This window comes from Acinetobacter sp. ANC 5378, from assembly GCF_013004315.1.
Classification (GTDB): Bacteria; Pseudomonadota; Gammaproteobacteria; order Pseudomonadales; family Moraxellaceae; genus Acinetobacter.
Genome location: NZ_JABERK010000030.1, coordinates 1 through 17,988, shown reverse-complemented (window position 1 = coordinate 17,988; position 17,988 = coordinate 1). Strand labels below are relative to the sequence as shown.

Sequence of the window (17,988 nt, the reverse complement as noted above, 5' to 3'; positions counted from 1 at the left end):
GAAGGTGCGAGTTTTGAGCACCAGTGTGTTCATGAGGGTTTTACGTTCTGAGATCTTTGGACGATTGATTGGTAGGTCTTTGACATCTTCCTATTTCGGGTCTTACAAACTTTATCTTGATGATGCTGCTACATTGATGACAGAAGCCTTTACAGCCGTGCAACAAAAGACACATATTCCAATGAAGACCTTCATTGATCAGAAATTGGTGTCTGGGATCAAGTTGGATATGAGAACCAAAAAAATGGTGATTGATCCTAGCAAGGCAGCAAATTTCTTTGTACGTTTTTTTGCAGTGAAGGACCGCAATGCGAAGAAGCCAGATTTACGGTACTTGGAGTTCCACGGTATTTCATTTGGGAATTATCAGTACTTGACTACAGCAAAAGAACAAGCGAAGTACAAGAATGTATCCCCACAATTCCAAATTGGACAACGGGTATTTGATTCCATGACAGGTGAGTGTTTGTCAGATACACCATGTCCATTAGTACGATCACGATTGATTATCGTAGAGGAGGAGTACTTTGATGATGTAGCTTAGCCTTATGCACCTTACTGAGTTCAGTGAGTTACATTTTTTGCTTAGTTAGCTTTGCCCTTTTGGGCAATGAAAATGATTGATCTCATTGATCTTTAGTGCTCAGTCAAACATCTTTGCTCGGTCTACAGCTTTGTGTACTCACAGAGCTGTTTGAGCAGAGCAGAAAGATTGATTGAGGGGGAAAAAGAAGGATAGTAGAGATTTGGTGGTTTTGGATTATTTTTCTTCGACTTTGATGAAAGCTAGGGTGGAGTTTTGTTTATTTTTTACTTTTTTTGTGGGTGATTGACCTTTCCAAATTATCTAGCAAATCCGCACTTTACAGTACAGCAGTCGGATATGGTCCTGTTTCTGAATGAGCAAATTGACTTCCAGAAACTAGGGTCGTTTACGGTCGAAGGAAGTTTTGTTGAAAAACATGAACTTAGTTACTACGGTCCATCCAAGACATGAGGGAAAAGTTCGGTCCATTACTGGTCCATCGCAAAAAATATAGGTGTATTTTCTTGGACTTACAGAATCACACTCAATGCGGTTTTAGGGGGATGAAAACCACAAAACCTTTACAGTTCATGAGGTTATGTGTTTTGAGTGCGGTCCTATTGATTTCATTGATTTTTATTATATTTGGTATACCTAAATTATTGTTTTTTATAGTTAAAAAATGAAATGCTGTTCTGACTCATAATCCGTTGGTCGACAGTTCAAGTCTGTCTGGGCCCACCACATTATATAATTATATACACTCATATTAGCTATAAACCATTAATTATTAACGGATTAATTGATTTTTGCCTCATGTAAACTCATGTGCACTTATACATAAGCTGCTTCGTGTATCCGCCAAATATAATTGTGGATACACGTACTAAAATCCAGTTTATATATCTCAATGATTTCAAAAATTAATGACCGATGCCGTATATACGGCATTAAAACCATAAGATAAAAAATACCGTGAATCTGATGTACAAGTCTTTATATGCGAATTACTCCAAAAGATGGGTCTTGGTAATATTGATTTAAAAATAATGCTGCTAAGTGAACAGGCTTAGGAGCTAATCGAAATCTTTGTCTAAGTTGTTCTTGTTTTAAGCATTTTTTATAAATAGTCTGTAAAGACAGACAAAAGTTATCAATCTGACCAAATCTCTCTATAATATCGCCCATCATTACAAGTGTTAGTCGTTCGATGTCGTCATCAAACGGATGATGCGAGTTACTCTCTTTTTTAAGTCAATTTCTTTTCCGTGATTCGGCTTATGTTTCAATATTTAGAATCTTATGGGTCCGTAGGGATACATAAGAATAGTTAGGTGCCCGCATGGAAATCAAGGTCAATTATCTCGACAACCTTCGACAAGAAGCCAAGTTCGATGATTTTACGGTAATTGCCGACCAACCAATTCGTTATAAAGGTGATGGTTCAGCACCAGGACCATTCGATTATTTTCTTGCATCTTCTGCCTTATGTGCCGCCTACTTTGTAAAGGTGTATTGTGCAGCGCGTGATATCCCGACTGATAATATTCGTCTATCGCAAAACAACATCGTAGATCCAGAAAACCGTTACAAACAAATTTTTAAAATTCAGGTGGAATTACCTGCGGACATTTCAGAAAAAGACCGCCAAGGTATTTTGCGTTCGATCGACCGTTGTACGGTTAAAAAAGTGATCCAAACGGGTCCTGAATTTATCATCGAAGAAGTGGAAAGCATTGATGCTGATGCGCAAGCTTTGTTGATGCCAAGTTTAGCCTCTGAAAGCAGTACATTTATTCCGGGTAAAGATCTGCCATTAGAAGAAACCATTGCCAATATGTCAGGCATTTTGGCTGGCCTCGGCATGAAGATTGAAATTGCATCATGGCGTAACATCGTGCCGAACGTGTGGTCTTTACATGTTCGTGATGCGCAATCACCAATGTGCTTTACCAACGGTAAAGGTTCAACCAAAGAAAGCGCTTTAGCCTCGGCATTGGGTGAATTCATTGAACGTCTCAACTGTAACTTCTTCTACAACGATCAGTTTTGGGGTGAAGACATTGCCAATGCTGAATTTGTACATTATCCAGATGAAAAATGGTTTAAGCCGGGTCCACAAGGTGAATTACCAAAAGAAATTTTGGATGAATATACTTTAGAGATTTACAATCCTGAAGATGAACTCCTCGGTACGCATTTGTACGACACCAACTCGGGCAATACTGAGCGCGGAATCTGTTCATTGCCATTCGTGCGTCAGTCCGATGATGAAGTGGTTTATTTCCCATCAAACCTGATTGAAAACTTGTACTTAAGTAACGGCATGAGTGCCGGTAATACTTTGGCCGAAGCACAAGTACAGTGTTTGTCTGAAATTTTTGAACGTGCGGTGAAACGTGAAATTTTAGAAGGCGAGATTGCACTTCCCGATGTGCCAGAAGATGTATTGGCGAAATATCCAGGCATTGTGGCGGGCATTAAAGGTTTGGAAGAGCAAGGTTTCCCTGTACTTGTCAAAGATGCCTCATTGGGGGGGCAATTTCCGGTGATGTGCGTGACCTTAATGAATCCACGTACTGGCGGTGTCTTTGCTTCTTTCGGTGCACATCCAAAATTAGAAGTGGCTTTAGAACGTAGTTTGACTGAGCTATTGCAAGGTCGTAGTTTTGAAGGTCTCAATGATCTACCAAAACCTACCTTTAGCAGCAATGCCGTCACTGAACCGAATAACTTCGTAGAGCACTTTATCGATTCAAGCGGTTTGGTATCTTGGCGTTTCTTTAGCTCAAAATCTGATTATGAATTTGTTGAATGGGATTTTACTTCTGAGGGCGAAAATGCCAATGCGAAAGAAGCGGCAACCATGTTCGGCATTCTCGAAGAGATGGGCAAAGAAGTCTATATGGCAGTGTATCAGCATTTAGATGCAACTGCTTGCCGTATCTTGGTGCCGGGTTATTCTGAAATTTATCTGGTTGAAGATCTGATTTGGGACAATACCAATAAAGCACTTCAGTTCCGCGAAGACATTTTAAATATCCATCGTTTGGATGATGAACAGCTAGAAGCCTTGGTTGAGCGTTTAGAAGAGTGTGAATCTGATGATTACACCGATATCGTGACCTTAATTGGGATTGAGTTTGATGACAATACCGTTTGGGGTCAGCTCACTATTCTTGAACTTAAGCTCCTTATTTATATTGCCTTACAGCAGTTTGAAGAAGCGAAAGACTTAGTTGAACAATTCCTGCAATACAACACCAATACGGTTGAACGCGGTTTATTCTACCAATGCTTAAATGTCGTTCTGGAAGTTGAACTCGATGACGATATGGATTTGGATGATTATGAAACCAATTTCCGTCGTATGTTTGGTGATGAACGGATGGATGCCGTGATTGGTTCTATGGATGGCAGTATCCGCTTCCATGGTTTAACTGAAACCAGTATCAAACTGGAAGGCTTAGACCGTCATTTACGTCTGATCGACAGTTATAAAAAGCTCCATGCAGCACGCAAGAAGTTTGTAGCTGTATCAGAATAGAAATTATGCAGGTGGGAGCAATGACGAATATGACCAAGTTACTCCTATGTTGTTGATATGAAATACATTTAAAAAGTGCTATTTTCTATTCTAAGCATCTGTGTATTAGCAATAAGCCGAATGACTCAAATCATTCGGCTTATTTTTTGTATTTATCCATATAATTTTTTAAATACAATGAGGTAGGAGATACTTCTTGCCTGTGTTGGTCAGCCAGATATTAAACCTCATCAGCTTTTTTGTTTATCGGATTGTTTAATGACCTTATTTAACCGAGTATTAAAAGTAAGTCATTATTTAAAAAGAGTATTAATTCTAGCTTTATTTTGTCATTTGATCTAAAAATTGTTGCTGCATTATTTGAATTATCTCGAAAATGTGGTAATAAATAGGAGTGATGTTTTTTTAGTCACATTGTAGTTTCAGGATGAAATGTATTTTAAAAAAAACTGAATTTTAAAAAACAATCAAAAAGGAGTTTAGGAATGCTTCAATTGCTTATGAAATTATTTTGTTTACATGTTTATGAATATGAGCACATGGAAGAAATTGGGGAAAATCATAAGGAATGCAGAAAGTGTGGAGTGAATAAGCCGCTTTAATTGAATTCTCTTTATAACAAAGAAGTGAGCTTTATGCTCACTTCTTTGTTTTCAGATCAAAATTAGTAATAATTGATAAGTAAAACTTTTTACTTAGGCAAGGCTAAGGCCAATGAATAAAGATTTTAAAGCACAAACTTATATTGTAGATGAGTATCTGGAAGATACATTAACCTGGTTGTGTCATCATCAAGACAGTTTTGACTCATTCACTTATGATGCGATTTCTCAAGAATTGGTGGTGCATCATGCCAATGGTATGGACATCATTCGGGTGGGGGATTATCTGAATGCGGGTTATGGCATTTTAATTACCGCACATAACTTTGCAGAATAAATTTCCATAAAAAAAGCCCACTTTGGGCTTTTTTTATGGAAATTTCAAATCAAGAGCTTAACTTACCATTGCATCTACAGATAACTCTTTAACTGTCGGTTTGGCCTTTTCTGCAACCAAGCCCAACTTATCAAACAATTGTCTGTCTTTACCTTCACCCGCATTTGGGGTGGTCAACAGTTTTTCACCAGAGAACAATGAGTTTGCACCCGCCATGAAAGCCAAGGCTTGATCCGAATCGGATAGAGATTCGCGACCGGCAGAAAGACGAATATAACTCTTAGGCATAATAATTCGTGCCACAGCAATGGTACGAATCCATTCCGTGATATCAAGTTTTTCTACATCTGCAAGCGGAGTACCTTCAATCGGGACGAGCATGTTGATGGGTACAGATTCAGGATGAATGGGTAACGTTGCAAGTTCGTACAAAAGACCAATCCGATCTTTACTGTTTTCACCTAAGCCAACAATCCCGCCACTACAGACTTTCATACCTGCTTGACGGACATGATCCAAAGTATTTAAACGATCATCATAAGAGCGTGTGGTAATTACATTAGGATAATATTCACGAGAGGTATCGAGGTTATGGTTGTAATAATCTAAACCCGCTTCACTCAGGCGTTCGGCTTGAGATTGATTGAGCATACCCAAAGTCATACAGGTTTCTAAGCCCAGTGCTTTCACTTCGCTGACCATTTCTAACACATAAGGCATGTCGCGTTCATGCGGATTACGCCAAGCAGCCCCCATACAGAAACGTGAAGAACCTGAAGCAAGTGCTTCTTTGGCTTCTTGAATCACTTTATCGACAGCAATACGTTTTTCAGCTTCAAGTTTTGAATCATAACGCGCTGACTGTGAGCAATATTTGCAATCTTCAGGGCATTTACCGGTTTTAATCGAAAGCAAGGTGCTGACTTGAATCGTATTTGGATCAAAGTGTTCACGATGAATGCGCTGTGCTTCAAAAACTAAATCCAAAAAAGGCTGATTATATAAAGCCTGAATTTCGTCACGTGTCCAGTCATTACGTACATTCATTGGTGAAAATCCATAATCATCATTATTTATTATTTTTTATCATACCTAATTTATGTGAAATCAAAAGGCATAAAAAGCCAAATTTGATGGTATCTATCGATTAAATTGAAATCAATTTGATAATTATAAGATTGTATATTTAGTTACAAAGTAACTTGAATTGCTGTAAATATAGTTGCAAAGTTTTTTGTGATATTTTTTATTTTGCACTGAACTGGACGCTAATTTTTTTATAAGGCTGAAACTTTGCACATATCTAGAAAAGTGGAATTTAAGAAAATATCTTACAATAAGTTAAGTCCTTGATTAGATTTAGTCACTTGTTCCTGAATCGCCCAATCAATATGGACTTGCACAATCTCATCATGCGAATCACGCGTTTGCTTTAAAGTTTCAATAATTTCATGAGAAAATGGTGCATTGCCTAAACCAATCGCAATATTTCGCATAAAGCTTTGATAACCGGTACGCCGTATTGGACTGCCTTCAGTCTTGGCTAAAAAGGTCGGTTCATCCCAGTACCATAAATCCAGTAAATTGATCTGATCCAAACCATGTCGTGGATTAAAATCTTCAATCGTGGCTTTTTTGGCAAAACTATTCCATGGACAAATCAGCTGGCAATCATCACAGCCAAAAACCCGATTCCCAATGCCACGACGTAATTCTTCAGCAATGATGCCCTTATATTCAATGGTTAAATAAGCAATGCATTTACGCGCATCGAGCATATAAGGTTCAACAATGGCTTGGGTTGGGCAAATGTCAATACAGGCTGTGCAAGAGCCACAATGCTTGGTTGCAGGGGAGTCAAAGGGCAAATCAAGCGAAGTAAACAGTTCACCTAAAACAAAGAATGAACCTGATTTTTTCTGAATCAACAAGGTATGTTTACCTGTCCAGCCCATACCGGCATTTTCTGCTAAAGATTTTTCAAATACAGGCGCAGAGTCAGCAAAAGGGCGTGATTCAAAATCACCCACTTTTTCACGAATGATGCTGGCTAAAGTTTTTAAACGACCGCGCATGGTTTTATGGTAATCGCGACCACGGGCATAGCGCGCAATAATGGCTGCATTGGGTTCATCTGGTACATAACGCGGTTTAGGGGTTTCCACCAGATAGTTCATCCGTACGCAAATAATACTTTTGGTGCCGGGAACCAGCAAAGTGGGATCGGCACGTTTTTCTAAATTTTCTTCCAGAAATTTCATGTCGCCATGATAACCACGTTTTAAATATTCTTGAAAACGTGGCAATTCTTCTTGAGCATCTGGTTTGGCAATGACACAATCACTGAAGCCTAATTGCAAGGCTTGAGCTTTAATCCACGCTTTTAGCGCTTCAGGATCAGTTTGATCTAAAGGTATTTTCTGTGACGGTGTGGATGTTGCCATAATTTAACAAGAAGGGAAGAACAATGCGTCAGCAAGTTTATCATAGCCCAGTTTATCTTAGCCAAAGTATTCAAGCATGGGAGCAACGCTGGTTTGCCAAGCAAAACAGTTCTTATGCCTTAATGCAGCAAGTCGCCTGGATGATTGCGCAGCGCTTAGTTCCCATTTTCCAGCAACATCAAATAAAAAAAATCGCGGTGTGTTGTGGGCAAGGCAATAATGCAGGTGATGGATATTTAACGGCTAAATATTTAAAACAAGCCGGTTTTAATGTCGAGATTTATGCAGCTGAATTGGGTGCTTCAAAAGATTTATATAGTGCCTATCAAGAAGCGCTAGCTGCAGAAATAAAAATCCATTCAGGTTTTGAATTTCAAAAAACATATGACTGTTATATCGATGCTTTGTTTGGTATCGGTTTAAATCATGAACTCAGTGCTGATTGGCAACAGATTATTCAAAGCATCAATGTTCAATCCGCTTTGAAAATTGCCATTGATGTTCCAAGTGGTTTACAGGCCAATAGTGGTCAGCCTTTACCTTGTGCAATCAAAGCCGATTACACCTATTCGGCTTTAGGTTTAAAAGCAGGATTATTTACCGGACAAGGCAAAGAATTTGCAGGGCAAGTTGATGTCGTTTCGCTGATTCCTACCGATACAGAATTAGAACCGATTGCCAAACTTTCCGCAACGAAGATTTCACTTCCGCAACGCGAAGCTTTTGGGAATAAGGGCAGTTATGGTCATGTACTCATTATCGGTGGACATGCGGATATGGGCGGTGCGGTCATGATGGCTGCCGAATCTGCCTTTAGTGCGGGTGCGGGGAAAGTCACCATTGTCTGTCATGAGAAACATCACACTGCGATTTTGGCACGCTCACCGAATATTATGCTCCGTGATATCAATGCCTTGACCGAAGCAGAGATTCAGCAATTATTAGATCATGTCGATGCGGTCAGTTTTGGTATGGGTTTAGGACGTGATACGTGGTCAGAACAACAATTTTTCAAATGGTTCCCAAAGCTCAATACAGCTGAACATTTACATGTGGTGCTCGATGCCGACGCTTTATGGTTTTTAGCTGGACATCCTGAATTATTAAAACCCGATAGTTATGCGACACCCCATCCGGGTGAAGCGGCAAAACTTTTGAATTGTTCTGTGAAAGATATTGAGAATGATCGAATTGCAGCAATTCATCAACTGCAAGAAAAATATGCAGGACAATGGGTGCTTAAAGGTGCAGGTAGTTTGATTTTGCAAGATCAGCTCTGGATTTGCACAAAAGGCAATGCCGGGATGGGAACGGGCGGCATGGGGGATGTATTGGCAGGCATGATCGCGAGTTTAAAAGCCCAATTTTCTGAGCAAATCCATCTGCATGAAATTGTTACTTTACATGCTTTGGCAGGAGATTGGCTGGCTACAAAAGGGATGCGTGGTGTGCAGGCTCATCATATGCATGAAGCGATTTATCATGTGGTCAATGGGAGTCATGATGAATAAAGCCATCAAATTAATCATTCATGGCAAAGTGCAAGGTGTGGGCTACCGCCGCTGGTTTGAACAGCACGCTTTAGCATTAGAACTCAAAGGCTATGTAAAAAATCTGGATAGCGGTGAAGTTGAAGCGGTCATTGTTGGTACGGAAAATCAGCTTCATGCAATCATTGAACGTAGTTATATTGGTCCATCACGTGCCGAGGTTTCCCAGATTATTCAAATTGAATTTAATCCCGATCAGGATTTTATTGCATTTAAAATGTTGCGATAAATATGACTTGGATAAAAACAAAAATATAAGGGGGAAATGATGGATAAATATCTGGTTGTGGCGATTGTGATTGCAATTTGCATTGTTATGGTGATTTACACACAACGTGGTGAGAGTCCAAGTCGCTCAGGCAATATGTCATTTAAGGACATCGTGCAAAAAGAATTCAGAAAATATAAAGTGATTGAAAGGAATCAAACCATTATGATTTGCGAAATGAATCATCGTAATGAACCTGATGAACTGGTTTTTATCCGGATTGATCCCAATCAGAAAAAGAATATAAGAAACTTCGGCCGGAGAGTGACTTTTACTTATCCCAAGCAACCCTCGATTGGTGAAATGCGTAAAGATTTCGCGCCGTATCTGTAAATATTCTACTTATCTTCTTCTAGTGCTGGTACGACTACGACCGCGTGCCATACCCCCTAGGGCATTCAATACTGCCATTTTACTCATACTGCCTGAAGCATGCGCATGGCAAATTGCAGCCGCTAAAGCATCGGCAGCATCCTGTTGCGGTTTAATGCTTAAATTTAAAATACGCATCACCATCATTTGAACCTGTTCTTTATCTGCTGCACCATAGCCAACCACGGATTGTTTAATTTGTCGTGCTGTATATTCGGCAACTTGTAAATCCAGATTCACCAATGCTGCAATGGCAGCACCACGAGCTTGACCCAGCTTTAGCGCAGAGTCGGGGTTTTGTGCCATAAAGACTTGTTCGACTGCTGCTTCGGTAGGACCATGAAATTTAACAATACGTTCAACACCTGCAAAAATTCGTTTTAAGCGTTCAGGCATTTCCGGGGTCTCGGTACGAATGGTTCCTGCATCTACAAAAGTCAATTTTTGCCCATCTTTTTGAATAATACCGTAGCCTGTCATACGAGAACCCGGATCGATACCAATAATTAATGACATAAAAAGACTTTAAAAATAAAATAATGCCCATATTGTTACATAAGCGTATCAAAAAAGCTTGATCGTGATTAAGCACTTGAATATTGCACCCTATTTATTTTGTTGAGATTTGATTAATTTTTATGAAATTATTTCTTATTGTTTTAGCTGGCTTAATCCTTGAAGTCTTTGTCTGGATTGGCGTGGGTGACCTCGTCGGCAGCATGTGGTACGTATTTTTCTGGTTTGTTGCTGCCTTCCTTATAGGTATGAATCTGATTCGTAAATATTCAGCAGGTTTGATGCCGCAAATGCAGCAAATGCAAATGGGACAAATGAGTGGTGATCCTGCCTTAACCGGAAATCTGCCTAAAATTCTGGCAGGTTTTTTCTTGCTGACCCCAGGTTTGATCACGGATGTATTGGCCGTGCTGATTTTGATTCCTCCTGTTCAAAATATGTTTAAAAATGTCATGATGAAAACCATGGCAAAACGCCAGCAAGCCATGATGGAAAAAATGATGGGGGGTATGATGGGCGATATGAATGGCATGGGCGGGGGTGCTCAAGGTCAAAATCCATTTGCAGATATCATGCGTCAAATGCAGGACATGCAACAGCAGCAAGGTGGTTCACCGCGTCATGACTCTAGTGTGATTGATGGTGAAGCGCGCGAAGTGATGCCTGATGCGAAAAAAATTGAAATGAAAGATGTGAATAAATAAGTTTATTGATCTATATTTTTAAAGCCGAATCCTGATGATTCGGCTTTTTTATTGGCTCTAAATTTGTATGGAAATTAGATGGCAAGACATGCAAAAAATTGAACAAACGATATAATACGTTTTTTTAAAATCTTCTCTATTTCTATGTCATTGCTTTTGACCATTTGTGCACTGCATTTTTTTGCACAGCTTAGCCCGGGGCCGGATGTTCTACTGATTGCTAAAAGTTCAGCATCGACTTCAAGAGCGAACACTTTAAAAATTATTTTCGGTATTTCAGTCGGTATTGTGGTTTGGGTGGTGCTGACTTTACTTGGCTTTACTGTGCTGATAGAACAATTTCCATGGATACAACAGATATTAATGTTGATTGGTGGATTATTTTTGGCTCGAATGGGTTGGGCAATGCTCAATGGTGGTTTAAAAACCCTGAAGCAAGAAACCAGTTTGGAGGATGGTCAACAACTCGTTGCACCTGATTCTAAGAACCATTTTTTATTGGGCTTGTTTACCAATTTATCCAATCCTAAAACCCTGATTTATTTCAGTAGTGTGTTTTCTTTAGCTTTAAGTTCATCTGCATCGACCCATTTAAAAACCCAGCTTGCAGTGATTATTCCACTCCAAACCTTTTTGGTCTTTGCTTTGTTCATGCTGATTATGTCGATGCCAAAAATCAAAGCGGCTTATCAGCGTTCAGGAAGTTATATCGATATTATTTCCGGGGGATTGTTCCTGATTTTTGCAATCTGGTTAGGGGTTGACGCATTAGCAATGCTTTAGTCTTTTTTGACGGAATCATCAGTGAGTGATGGAGATGGGGGAGTGGCAGGGTGTACTTCCTCATTTTTTTCGCCTTGAGAATAGCGATTGGGTTTTAAGGTTGCTTCAGTATTTTCTGAACCTTTATAGCTGCGGCTACGGTTGGCACGTTCGCGTAAGCCACCTTTTTTAATCAGTTGAACCATCATACACTCCAGATCATTGCTTGCTATTTTAACTAAAAACATGAGCATGATGTGGATCTTAAACACATCGATTTAATGTTTGACTAATTCCATCTTTGTAATTGGATTGAATATGTTAATTTTAATATAAATAACTGTTTTATATGATTAATTTTATAAATTATTTTTTGGTCTATATTACTTGTTGAAAATAGTCTTGTATTACGTTAAAGACTCACATAAGATTTTATTGATATTACCTTCCACCAAAAAAAATAGGGTGGAAATATAAAAACAAGAATGTGCGTAATGTAGGAGCATAGCTATGCTATATCAATATCATTGTGCCTGTTGTGATCAGGTCGTTGAATCAACCCATCATAAAGAATGCACAAATTGCGGTTCACATAATATTAGAAGTCCGTATGGATTCTGGATTTTTTGTGTTTTAACCTGCCTTGCAGCAGTCATCATCTTTAAAATTGTTCATGTCTATTTACAGGATCATCAAGAAACGCCTGTACAAATTTCATTATTAGAAGTTCTACAAAAGGCAGATAAGACGAAATAATGATTTTTACGTAAAAAAAAGCCCACAGATGTGGGCTTTTTATGAAAAAATTACAGTCCAGCAGAGGCTTTAAGCACTTCCACTTTGTCTGTTTTTTCCCAGGTAAATGCAGTGTCTGAACCTTCACGGCCAAAGTGACCATAAGCCGCAGTTTGCTTATACATCGGTTGAATCAAGTCCAACATGCGGGTAATACCGTACGGACGTAAGTCGAAGTGTTCACGAACCAATTGAATGATCAATTCTTCAGGCACTTTTGCTGTATTGAAGGTATTGATTGAAATTGAAGTTGGCTCAGCCACACCAATGGCATAAGACACCTGAATTTCACATTTATCAGCAAGACCTGCAGCAACAATATTTTTCGCTACATAACGGCCTGCATAAGCAGCAGAACGGTCAACTTTAGATGGATCTTTACCAGAGAAAGCACCACCACCGTGACGTGCCATACCACCGTAAGTATCTACAATGATTTTACGGCCGGTTAAACCACAGTCACCCACAGGACCGCCAATCACAAACATCCCGGTTGGGTTGATGTGGAATTTGGTGTCTGCATGGAACATTTCAGCAGGAATTACTTTCTTCACGATTTCTTCAATCACAGCTTCTTTAAGATTTGCTTGTGAAATTTCAGGATCGTGTTGGGTAGACAATACCACTGCGTCTAAACGAACAGGCATGCCATTTTCATAAGCAAAAGTCACCTGACTTTTCGCATCTGGACGTAACCAAGGCAAACGACCATTACGGCGTAGTTCAGCCTGTTTTTCCATTAAGCGATGTGCATAAGAAATAGGAGCAGGCATCAAGACGTCAGTTTCACGGCTTGCATAACCAAACATCAAGCCTTGGTCGCCTGCACCCTGATCTTCAGGTTTTTGACGGTCAACACCTTGAGCAATCTCAGGAGACTGTTTACCAATCATGTTGATGACAGCACAGGTTGAACCATCAAAACCCAGGTCAGAATGGTGATAACCAATTCCATTTACGGTTTGACGTACAATTGCTTCGAAGTCAACATTTGCAGTTGTTGTGATTTCACCGGCAAGTACTACCGCACCCGTTTTTACAAGCGTTTCACAAGCAACCCGTGCATATGGGTCTTCTGTTAAGATTGCATCCAAAATAGCGTCACTGATTTGGTCAGCCATTTTATCCGGATGGCCTTCGCTTACAGATTCCGAGGTAAATACAGCGTACTCGCGCATAAGTCCTATCACAGTTAATTTTAAAGACCCGATATGTTACATCGAGTTAGACTTTTGGACTAGTTCTACACGACCAAAATGACTGAAATTATTTCAATTTCACGACTTTTTAATTGATATATGCATCTAAAAAACTGATAAGCAGAAGAAATTCAGCTTTAAAGTGTGAATTTCCGATATGAAAATTTTTAGGGCGCACATATTTAATCAGCCAGTCAAAGTGTATTTGTTGTTGAGTTAAATATTATTGCCAAGATTGCCTGTTTAAATTTATATATAAAAATAATTTTAATTATCAATATATTAATAAAAATAAATTGTATGGCATTATTGTTTTTAGATCAGTCTATCAATCGTATGTAAGCAACAATAACAGTCATAAAACATCGATTTAAAATAAGTATATTTTTCATTAAATATTCCCAAAGATGAATTTTATTCAACTTTTGTGTCTATTGATTGTTAATTGATCAATTTTATTTAATAAAACTTTATTGACACCATTAGGTGATGAAAATTTATCCATAAATAGGGAAATGAAAAAAGTGATTCCTTTAATAAGGAAAATGTTTGAATAATGTTCTGACTCAATAAATGCAGCTGAGTTATCGTTAAAAGATTATTTATTGGTTTTAAATTAAATAAATCACTGCTTTTACTTAGCCGTTAAATGCTTAAAACCGATGTGAAATTGAACTCTGCCTGCATTTAAAGATGTCTAGTCACGAATAAATGTTGAAATGTTGACTATTAGGCTTTACCCCTTGCTGTTTTTTTAAGACAATATAGCCAGCTTTGAATTTTCCTATTCATCATCTTCTTTAAACGATTTAGTTGGACTCTGACCTATGACAACCCCGCTTAACGAACGTCGTATTGCAAACGCAATTCGTGTATTGGCAATGGATGCTGTGCAAAAAGCAAATTCAGGACATCCAGGTGCTCCAATGGGGATGGCAGATATCGCTGATGTAGTATGGCGCGAATTTTTAAATCATAACCCAACAAATCCACAATGGGCCAACCGTGACCGTTTCGTATTGTCGAACGGCCATGGCTCAATGCTTCAATATGCATTATTACATTTAACCGGTTATGCACTTTCAATCGACGATTTGAAATCATTCCGTCAATTACATTCTAAAACGCCTGGTCACCCGGAATTGGGTTATGCACCAGGTATTGAAACCACCACTGGTCCATTAGGTCAGGGTATTGCCAATGCAGTTGGTTTTGCACTTGCTGAAAAAACTTTAGCAGCTCAATTCAACAAAGACGACATTAAAGTTGTTGACCATTTCACTTACTGTTTCCTCGGTGATGGTTGCTTAATGGAAGGTGTTTCACATGAAGCATGTTCATTGGCAGGTACTTTAGGTCTGGGTAAGTTGATTGCTTATTATGACGACAACGGCATTTCAATTGATGGTGAAGTTGAAGGCTGGTTCTCTGACGATACAGAACAACGTTTCCATGCATATGGCTGGCAAGTGATTAAAGTTGATGGGCATGATGCTGATGCAATCCGTCAAGCAACTTTAGATGCAAAAGCTGAAACTGCTAAACCAACGTTAATCATCTGTAAAACAGTGATTGGTTTAGGTTCACCAAACAAACAGGGTAAAGAAGATTGCCACGGTTCACCGTTAGGTAATGACGAAATCGCATTGACGCGTGAAGCTTTAGGCTGGAAAGAAGAAGCATTTGTTATTCCTGCAGACGTATATGCCGCATGGGATGCGAAAGATAAAGGTGCTAAATCTGAAGCTGCTTGGAATGAAGTATTTGCTGCCTACGCTGCTAAATACCCAACTGAAGCTGCTGAGCTTAAACGTCGTATCTCAGGTGATTTACCTGCTGACTTCGTTGCAAATGCAGATGCATATATTGCTGAAGTGAATGCAAAAGCTGAAACTGTTGCAACACGTAAAGCGAGCCAAAATGCTCTTCAAGCGTTTGGTCCGTTACTTCCTGAAATTCTAGGCGGTTCTGCTGACCTTGCAGGTTCGAACCTGACACTTTGGAAAGGTTGTGAAGGCGTTCAGGACAATCCTGCCGGTAACTACGTTCACTACGGTGTACGTGAGTTCGGTATGACTGCAATTGCCAATGGTGTTGCACTTCACGGTGGTTTCATCCCTTACGTAGCAACATTCTTGATGTTTATGGAATATGCACGTAATGCAGTACGTATGTCTGCATTGATGAAACAACGTGTGATTCATGTTTATACGCATGACTCAATTGGTCTGGGTGAAGATGGTCCTACACATCAACCTGTAGAACAAATTGCATCTTTACGTGGCACGCCAAACTTAAACACTTGGCGTCCATGTGACACCGTAGAAGCAGCAATTTCTTGGAAATCTGCACTTTTACGTTCTGAAGGTCCAACAGCATTGATCTTCTCTCGTCAAAACTTGCCATTCCAAGCGCGTACTGATGCTCAAATTGCTGATGTTGCCAAAGGTGCTTATGTATTGGCTGAAGAAAAAGGCGAATTAAAAGCAATCATTATTGCAACAGGTTCTGAAGTATCTCTTGCAATGGAAGCTTATGCACAACTTGAAGGTGTGCGTGTTGTGTCTATGCCATGTGCTGAAGAATTCGTTAAACAGGATGCGGCTTATCGTGAAGCGGTTCTTCCATCTCACATCCGTGCGCGTGTAGCTGTTGAAGCTGCGCATGTGGATTACTGGTGGAAATTTGTAGGTCTTGATGGTCGTGTGATCGGTATGACGACTTATGGTGAATCTGCACCTGCAAAAGACTTATACCAATATTTCGGTATTACAACTGATGCTGTCGTTGCTGCTGTAAAAGAAATTACTGCTTAATTTAAAATATTAATTCAGTTAAAAACGCCCCATAGGGGGCGTTTTTATTTTGATAAATTTTAACGATATTCTTCTAGCAGTTTTTAGGAATAAGTATATAGTGATGCCATTCATTAAGTATTCATTTTGAGATGGCATTTATTCAGCATAAGTGAGGAAAATATGAGCCTTTATAATCAGATTAGTGATGAAATCACTTTAATGGAACCGGGCGAGCAAAAGTGGATCGGTCAGGATCTGCCTTTAGAAAGTATGATGGCTGTGGTATTAATGTTGAAAGAGCTGGACGAAGAGAAAGTCATTAAAGTTCGCCGTCAAAATCGTGAAAAGCACACCGGTTTAAAACAAATCGATCGTGTCTTGGTTGAGAAGTTATAAAAGATTAAGCATCTTTAAAAGCCCCACATGGGGCTTTAATTGTTTTAGCGATGTAGTAAAACTCTTTGATCATTTTTAAATCGTTCATCAGTTTAAATTGAAATAGATCAAGTCAGTCAATTGTAAGCCGGGCAGCATGATCCACTTTCCATATAAAGCCGATTGACTGTGTGTTTTTTGTATTAAATGATTCGAAAATTATTAAAAAAATACTGCAAATCATGCACTGAGATAGAATAATAAAAGTTGATTAAAAAATAATTGGGTAGATTTATCAAATATTTAGCATCAATGAGTTGATATTGATGCCAGATTGATCTGCAAAGTCCAGGGATTGTTCTATTCTTGCAACATATCGTTTTATCTATACCAGTGAATTAAGATAAGAAACCTATAGACTAACAACCATTCCAAAGCGAGATAAGAACACATGAATTTTAAAGCAATAACTTTAGGTTTAGCGGTTGCATCAGTTGCAACTTTGTCATTGGCAAAACCCGTTGCTTACCAAATTGACCCGACTCATTCAGCAACAGTTTTCTCATGGAGCCACTTTGGTTTCTCTACACCATCTGCGAACTTTTCTGACATTCAAGGTACGATTAACGTCGATAATGAAAAGCCTGCAAACTCGTCTGTAAATGTTAACATTCCGGTATCAAGCATTAATACCAATGTAAAAGCATTGGATGAGCATATTCAAACTGCAGAATTCTTTGATGTTGCCAAATATCCGAACATCACTTTTAAAAGTACCAAAGTTCAGGCTTTAGGCAAAAACAAATACAGAATCACTGGTAATTTAACCGTGAAAGATGTGACTAAACCTGTGGTACTTGATGCTGTATTAAATAAACAAGCAGTGCACCCAATGACTAAACTGCAAACTGTTGGTTTCAATGCAACCACTTCATTTAACCGTTCAGCCTTTGGTGTTGGCGGTTATGTTCCAAATGTGGGCGATAAGGTTACTGTAAACATCACCACTGAAGCCTCAGTTCCTGCGAAAAAATAAGCCTAAAATGCGCTAAAAAAAAGCACCATCAATGGCACTGCTGTCCCACAATTTTTCATAAAAGGAGGCTCAATTGAGCTTCCTTTTGTTTTATCGGTATTTTATCGGGCATGAATAAAGCTTTTAAGGTTTTTCTCTCAAACAGATTTACTTGGAT

The 17,988-nt window shown here is 39.1% G+C and carries 17 protein-coding genes; 12 read left to right on the top strand and 5 right to left on the bottom strand.

Translation table 11 applies throughout. The features are described 5' to 3' along the window. The first annotated feature begins 13 nt into the window (after nucleotides 1-13). From HLH16_RS07385 to HLH16_RS07375, 3 genes are all read left to right on the top strand, one after another. Nucleotides 14-544, top strand: a complete 531-nt coding sequence (locus HLH16_RS07385) for a hypothetical protein (protein WP_171528855.1) — start codon at nucleotides 14-16, stop codon at nucleotides 542-544. Between the two features lie 1,324 nt (nucleotides 545-1,868). Further along, complete coding sequence (locus HLH16_RS07380) at nucleotides 1,869-4,073, top strand: OsmC domain/YcaO domain-containing protein (RefSeq protein WP_171528854.1); 2,205 nt, start codon at nucleotides 1,869-1,871, stop codon at nucleotides 4,071-4,073. A gap of 714 nt (nucleotides 4,074-4,787) precedes the next feature. Beyond that, nucleotides 4,788-5,012: a hypothetical protein gene (locus HLH16_RS07375; RefSeq protein WP_171528853.1), complete on the top strand. Its 225-nt coding sequence runs from the start codon at nucleotides 4,788-4,790 to the stop codon at nucleotides 5,010-5,012. Nucleotides 5,013-5,069: 57 nt separating this feature from the next. Here HLH16_RS07375 and bioB read toward each other — a convergent pair whose 3' ends face one another. Beyond that, complete coding sequence (gene bioB, locus HLH16_RS07370) at nucleotides 5,070-6,059, bottom strand: biotin synthase BioB (RefSeq protein ID WP_171528852.1); 990 nt, start codon at nucleotides 6,057-6,059, stop codon at nucleotides 5,070-5,072. 284 nt (nucleotides 6,060-6,343) lie between these two features. Then, nucleotides 6,344-7,456 carry a tRNA epoxyqueuosine(34) reductase QueG gene (queG, locus tag HLH16_RS07365; RefSeq protein WP_171528851.1) on the bottom strand — a complete coding sequence of 371 codons (1,113 nt, stop codon included), beginning with the start codon at nucleotides 7,454-7,456 and terminating at the stop codon, nucleotides 6,344-6,346. Between the two features lie 23 nt (nucleotides 7,457-7,479). Here queG and HLH16_RS07360 point away from each other — a divergent pair, with 23 nt between their 5' ends. Genes HLH16_RS07360 through HLH16_RS07350 form a run of 3 tightly spaced genes read left to right on the top strand, consistent with a single transcriptional unit; the run spans nucleotide 7,480 to nucleotide 9,607 of the window. Further along, nucleotides 7,480-8,967 (top strand): NAD(P)H-hydrate dehydratase, encoded by a 1,488-nt coding sequence (locus tag HLH16_RS07360; protein WP_171528850.1) that lies wholly within the window; start codon nucleotides 7,480-7,482, stop codon nucleotides 8,965-8,967. After that, nucleotides 8,960-9,235: an acylphosphatase gene (locus tag HLH16_RS07355; RefSeq protein ID WP_171528849.1), complete on the top strand. Its 276-nt coding sequence runs from the start codon at nucleotides 8,960-8,962 to the stop codon at nucleotides 9,233-9,235. Before HLH16_RS07360 ends, HLH16_RS07355 begins: the two co-directional genes overlap by 8 nt. Before the next feature lie 39 nt (nucleotides 9,236-9,274). After that, the gene (locus HLH16_RS07350) at nucleotides 9,275-9,607 is read left to right on the top strand and encodes a hypothetical protein (protein ID WP_502707640.1); all 333 of its coding nucleotides are present in this window, start codon (nucleotides 9,275-9,277) and stop codon (nucleotides 9,605-9,607) included. A 9-nt stretch (nucleotides 9,608-9,616) separates the two neighbouring features. Here the strand turns inward: HLH16_RS07350 and ruvC are convergent, their stop codons facing one another. Next, nucleotides 9,617-10,162 (bottom strand): crossover junction endodeoxyribonuclease RuvC, encoded by a 546-nt coding sequence (gene ruvC / locus HLH16_RS07345; protein ID WP_171528847.1) that lies wholly within the window; start codon nucleotides 10,160-10,162, stop codon nucleotides 9,617-9,619. Nucleotides 10,163-10,284: 122 nt separating this feature from the next. Here ruvC and HLH16_RS07340 point away from each other — a divergent pair, with 122 nt between their 5' ends. Together HLH16_RS07340 and HLH16_RS07335 are read left to right on the top strand one after the other, a co-directional pair. Beyond that, nucleotides 10,285-10,866, top strand: coding sequence for an FxsA family protein (locus HLH16_RS07340; RefSeq protein ID WP_171528846.1), 582 nt, complete (start codon nucleotides 10,285-10,287; stop codon nucleotides 10,864-10,866). Nucleotides 10,867-11,010: 144 nt separating this feature from the next. Beyond that, on the top strand, nucleotides 11,011-11,649 hold the full coding sequence (locus HLH16_RS07335) for a LysE family transporter (protein ID WP_171528845.1): 639 nt from the start codon (nucleotides 11,011-11,013) through the stop codon (nucleotides 11,647-11,649). Here HLH16_RS07335 and HLH16_RS07330 read toward each other — a convergent pair. Beyond that, nucleotides 11,646-11,834, bottom strand: a complete 189-nt coding sequence (locus tag HLH16_RS07330) for a hypothetical protein (protein WP_171528861.1) — start codon at nucleotides 11,832-11,834, stop codon at nucleotides 11,646-11,648. The two genes, HLH16_RS07335 and HLH16_RS07330, sit on opposite strands and share 4 nt — an antisense overlap. Before the next feature lie 304 nt (nucleotides 11,835-12,138). Between HLH16_RS07330 and HLH16_RS07325 the strand changes: the two genes are divergently transcribed. Further along, nucleotides 12,139-12,384: a hypothetical protein gene (locus HLH16_RS07325; RefSeq protein WP_131291767.1), complete on the top strand. Its 246-nt coding sequence runs from the start codon at nucleotides 12,139-12,141 to the stop codon at nucleotides 12,382-12,384. Between the two features lie 50 nt (nucleotides 12,385-12,434). Here the strand turns inward: HLH16_RS07325 and metK are convergent, their stop codons facing one another. Beyond that, nucleotides 12,435-13,601: a methionine adenosyltransferase gene (metK, locus tag HLH16_RS07320; protein ID WP_171528844.1), complete on the bottom strand. Its 1,167-nt coding sequence runs from the start codon at nucleotides 13,599-13,601 to the stop codon at nucleotides 12,435-12,437. 848 nt (nucleotides 13,602-14,449) lie between these two features. On the opposite strand from metK, the gene tkt reads away from it, so the two are divergent. The 3 genes from tkt (at nucleotide 14,450) to HLH16_RS07305 (ending at nucleotide 17,831) form a co-directional block, all read left to right on the top strand. Next, complete coding sequence (gene tkt, locus HLH16_RS07315; RefSeq protein ID WP_171528843.1) at nucleotides 14,450-16,438, top strand: transketolase; 1,989 nt, start codon at nucleotides 14,450-14,452, stop codon at nucleotides 16,436-16,438. 162 nt (nucleotides 16,439-16,600) lie between these two features. Then, complete coding sequence (locus tag HLH16_RS07310; RefSeq protein WP_131291760.1) at nucleotides 16,601-16,816, top strand: hypothetical protein; 216 nt, start codon at nucleotides 16,601-16,603, stop codon at nucleotides 16,814-16,816. Between the two features lie 430 nt (nucleotides 16,817-17,246). Next, entirely contained in the window at nucleotides 17,247-17,831 is a 585-nt protein-coding gene (locus HLH16_RS07305; RefSeq protein ID WP_067724441.1) for a YceI family protein, read from the top strand. Nucleotides 17,832-17,988: the final 157 nt, after the last annotated feature.

Bases quoted from the DNA above. Each gene is read 5' to 3' on its own strand.
- HLH16_RS07380 (WP_171528854.1), top strand. From the start codon at position 1,869: ATGGAAATCAAGGTCAATTATCTCGACAACCTTCGACAAGAAGCCAAG.
- HLH16_RS07375 (WP_171528853.1), top strand. From the start codon at position 4,788: ATGAATAAAGATTTTAAAGCACAAACTTATATTGTAGATGAGTATCTG.
- bioB (WP_171528852.1), bottom strand. From the start codon at position 6,059: ATGAATGTACGTAATGACTGGACACGTGACGAAATTCAGGCTTTATAT.
- queG (WP_171528851.1), bottom strand. From the start codon at position 7,456: ATGGCAACATCCACACCGTCACAGAAAATACCTTTAGATCAAACTGAT.
- HLH16_RS07360 (WP_171528850.1), top strand. From the start codon at position 7,480: ATGCGTCAGCAAGTTTATCATAGCCCAGTTTATCTTAGCCAAAGTATT.
- HLH16_RS07355 (WP_171528849.1), top strand. From the start codon at position 8,960: ATGAATAAAGCCATCAAATTAATCATTCATGGCAAAGTGCAAGGTGTG.
- HLH16_RS07350 (WP_502707640.1), top strand. From the start codon at position 9,275: ATGGATAAATATCTGGTTGTGGCGATTGTGATTGCAATTTGCATTGTT.
- ruvC (WP_171528847.1), bottom strand. From the start codon at position 10,162: ATGTCATTAATTATTGGTATCGATCCGGGTTCTCGTATGACAGGCTAC.
- HLH16_RS07340 (WP_171528846.1), top strand. From the start codon at position 10,285: ATGAAATTATTTCTTATTGTTTTAGCTGGCTTAATCCTTGAAGTCTTT.
- HLH16_RS07335 (WP_171528845.1), top strand. From the start codon at position 11,011: ATGTCATTGCTTTTGACCATTTGTGCACTGCATTTTTTTGCACAGCTT.
- HLH16_RS07330 (WP_171528861.1), bottom strand. From the start codon at position 11,834: ATGGTTCAACTGATTAAAAAAGGTGGCTTACGCGAACGTGCCAACCGT.
- HLH16_RS07325 (WP_131291767.1), top strand. From the start codon at position 12,139: ATGCTATATCAATATCATTGTGCCTGTTGTGATCAGGTCGTTGAATCA.
- metK (WP_171528844.1), bottom strand. From the start codon at position 13,601: ATGCGCGAGTACGCTGTATTTACCTCGGAATCTGTAAGCGAAGGCCAT.
- tkt (WP_171528843.1), top strand. From the start codon at position 14,450: ATGACAACCCCGCTTAACGAACGTCGTATTGCAAACGCAATTCGTGTA.
- HLH16_RS07310 (WP_131291760.1), top strand. From the start codon at position 16,601: ATGAGCCTTTATAATCAGATTAGTGATGAAATCACTTTAATGGAACCG.
- HLH16_RS07305 (WP_067724441.1), top strand. From the start codon at position 17,247: ATGAATTTTAAAGCAATAACTTTAGGTTTAGCGGTTGCATCAGTTGCA.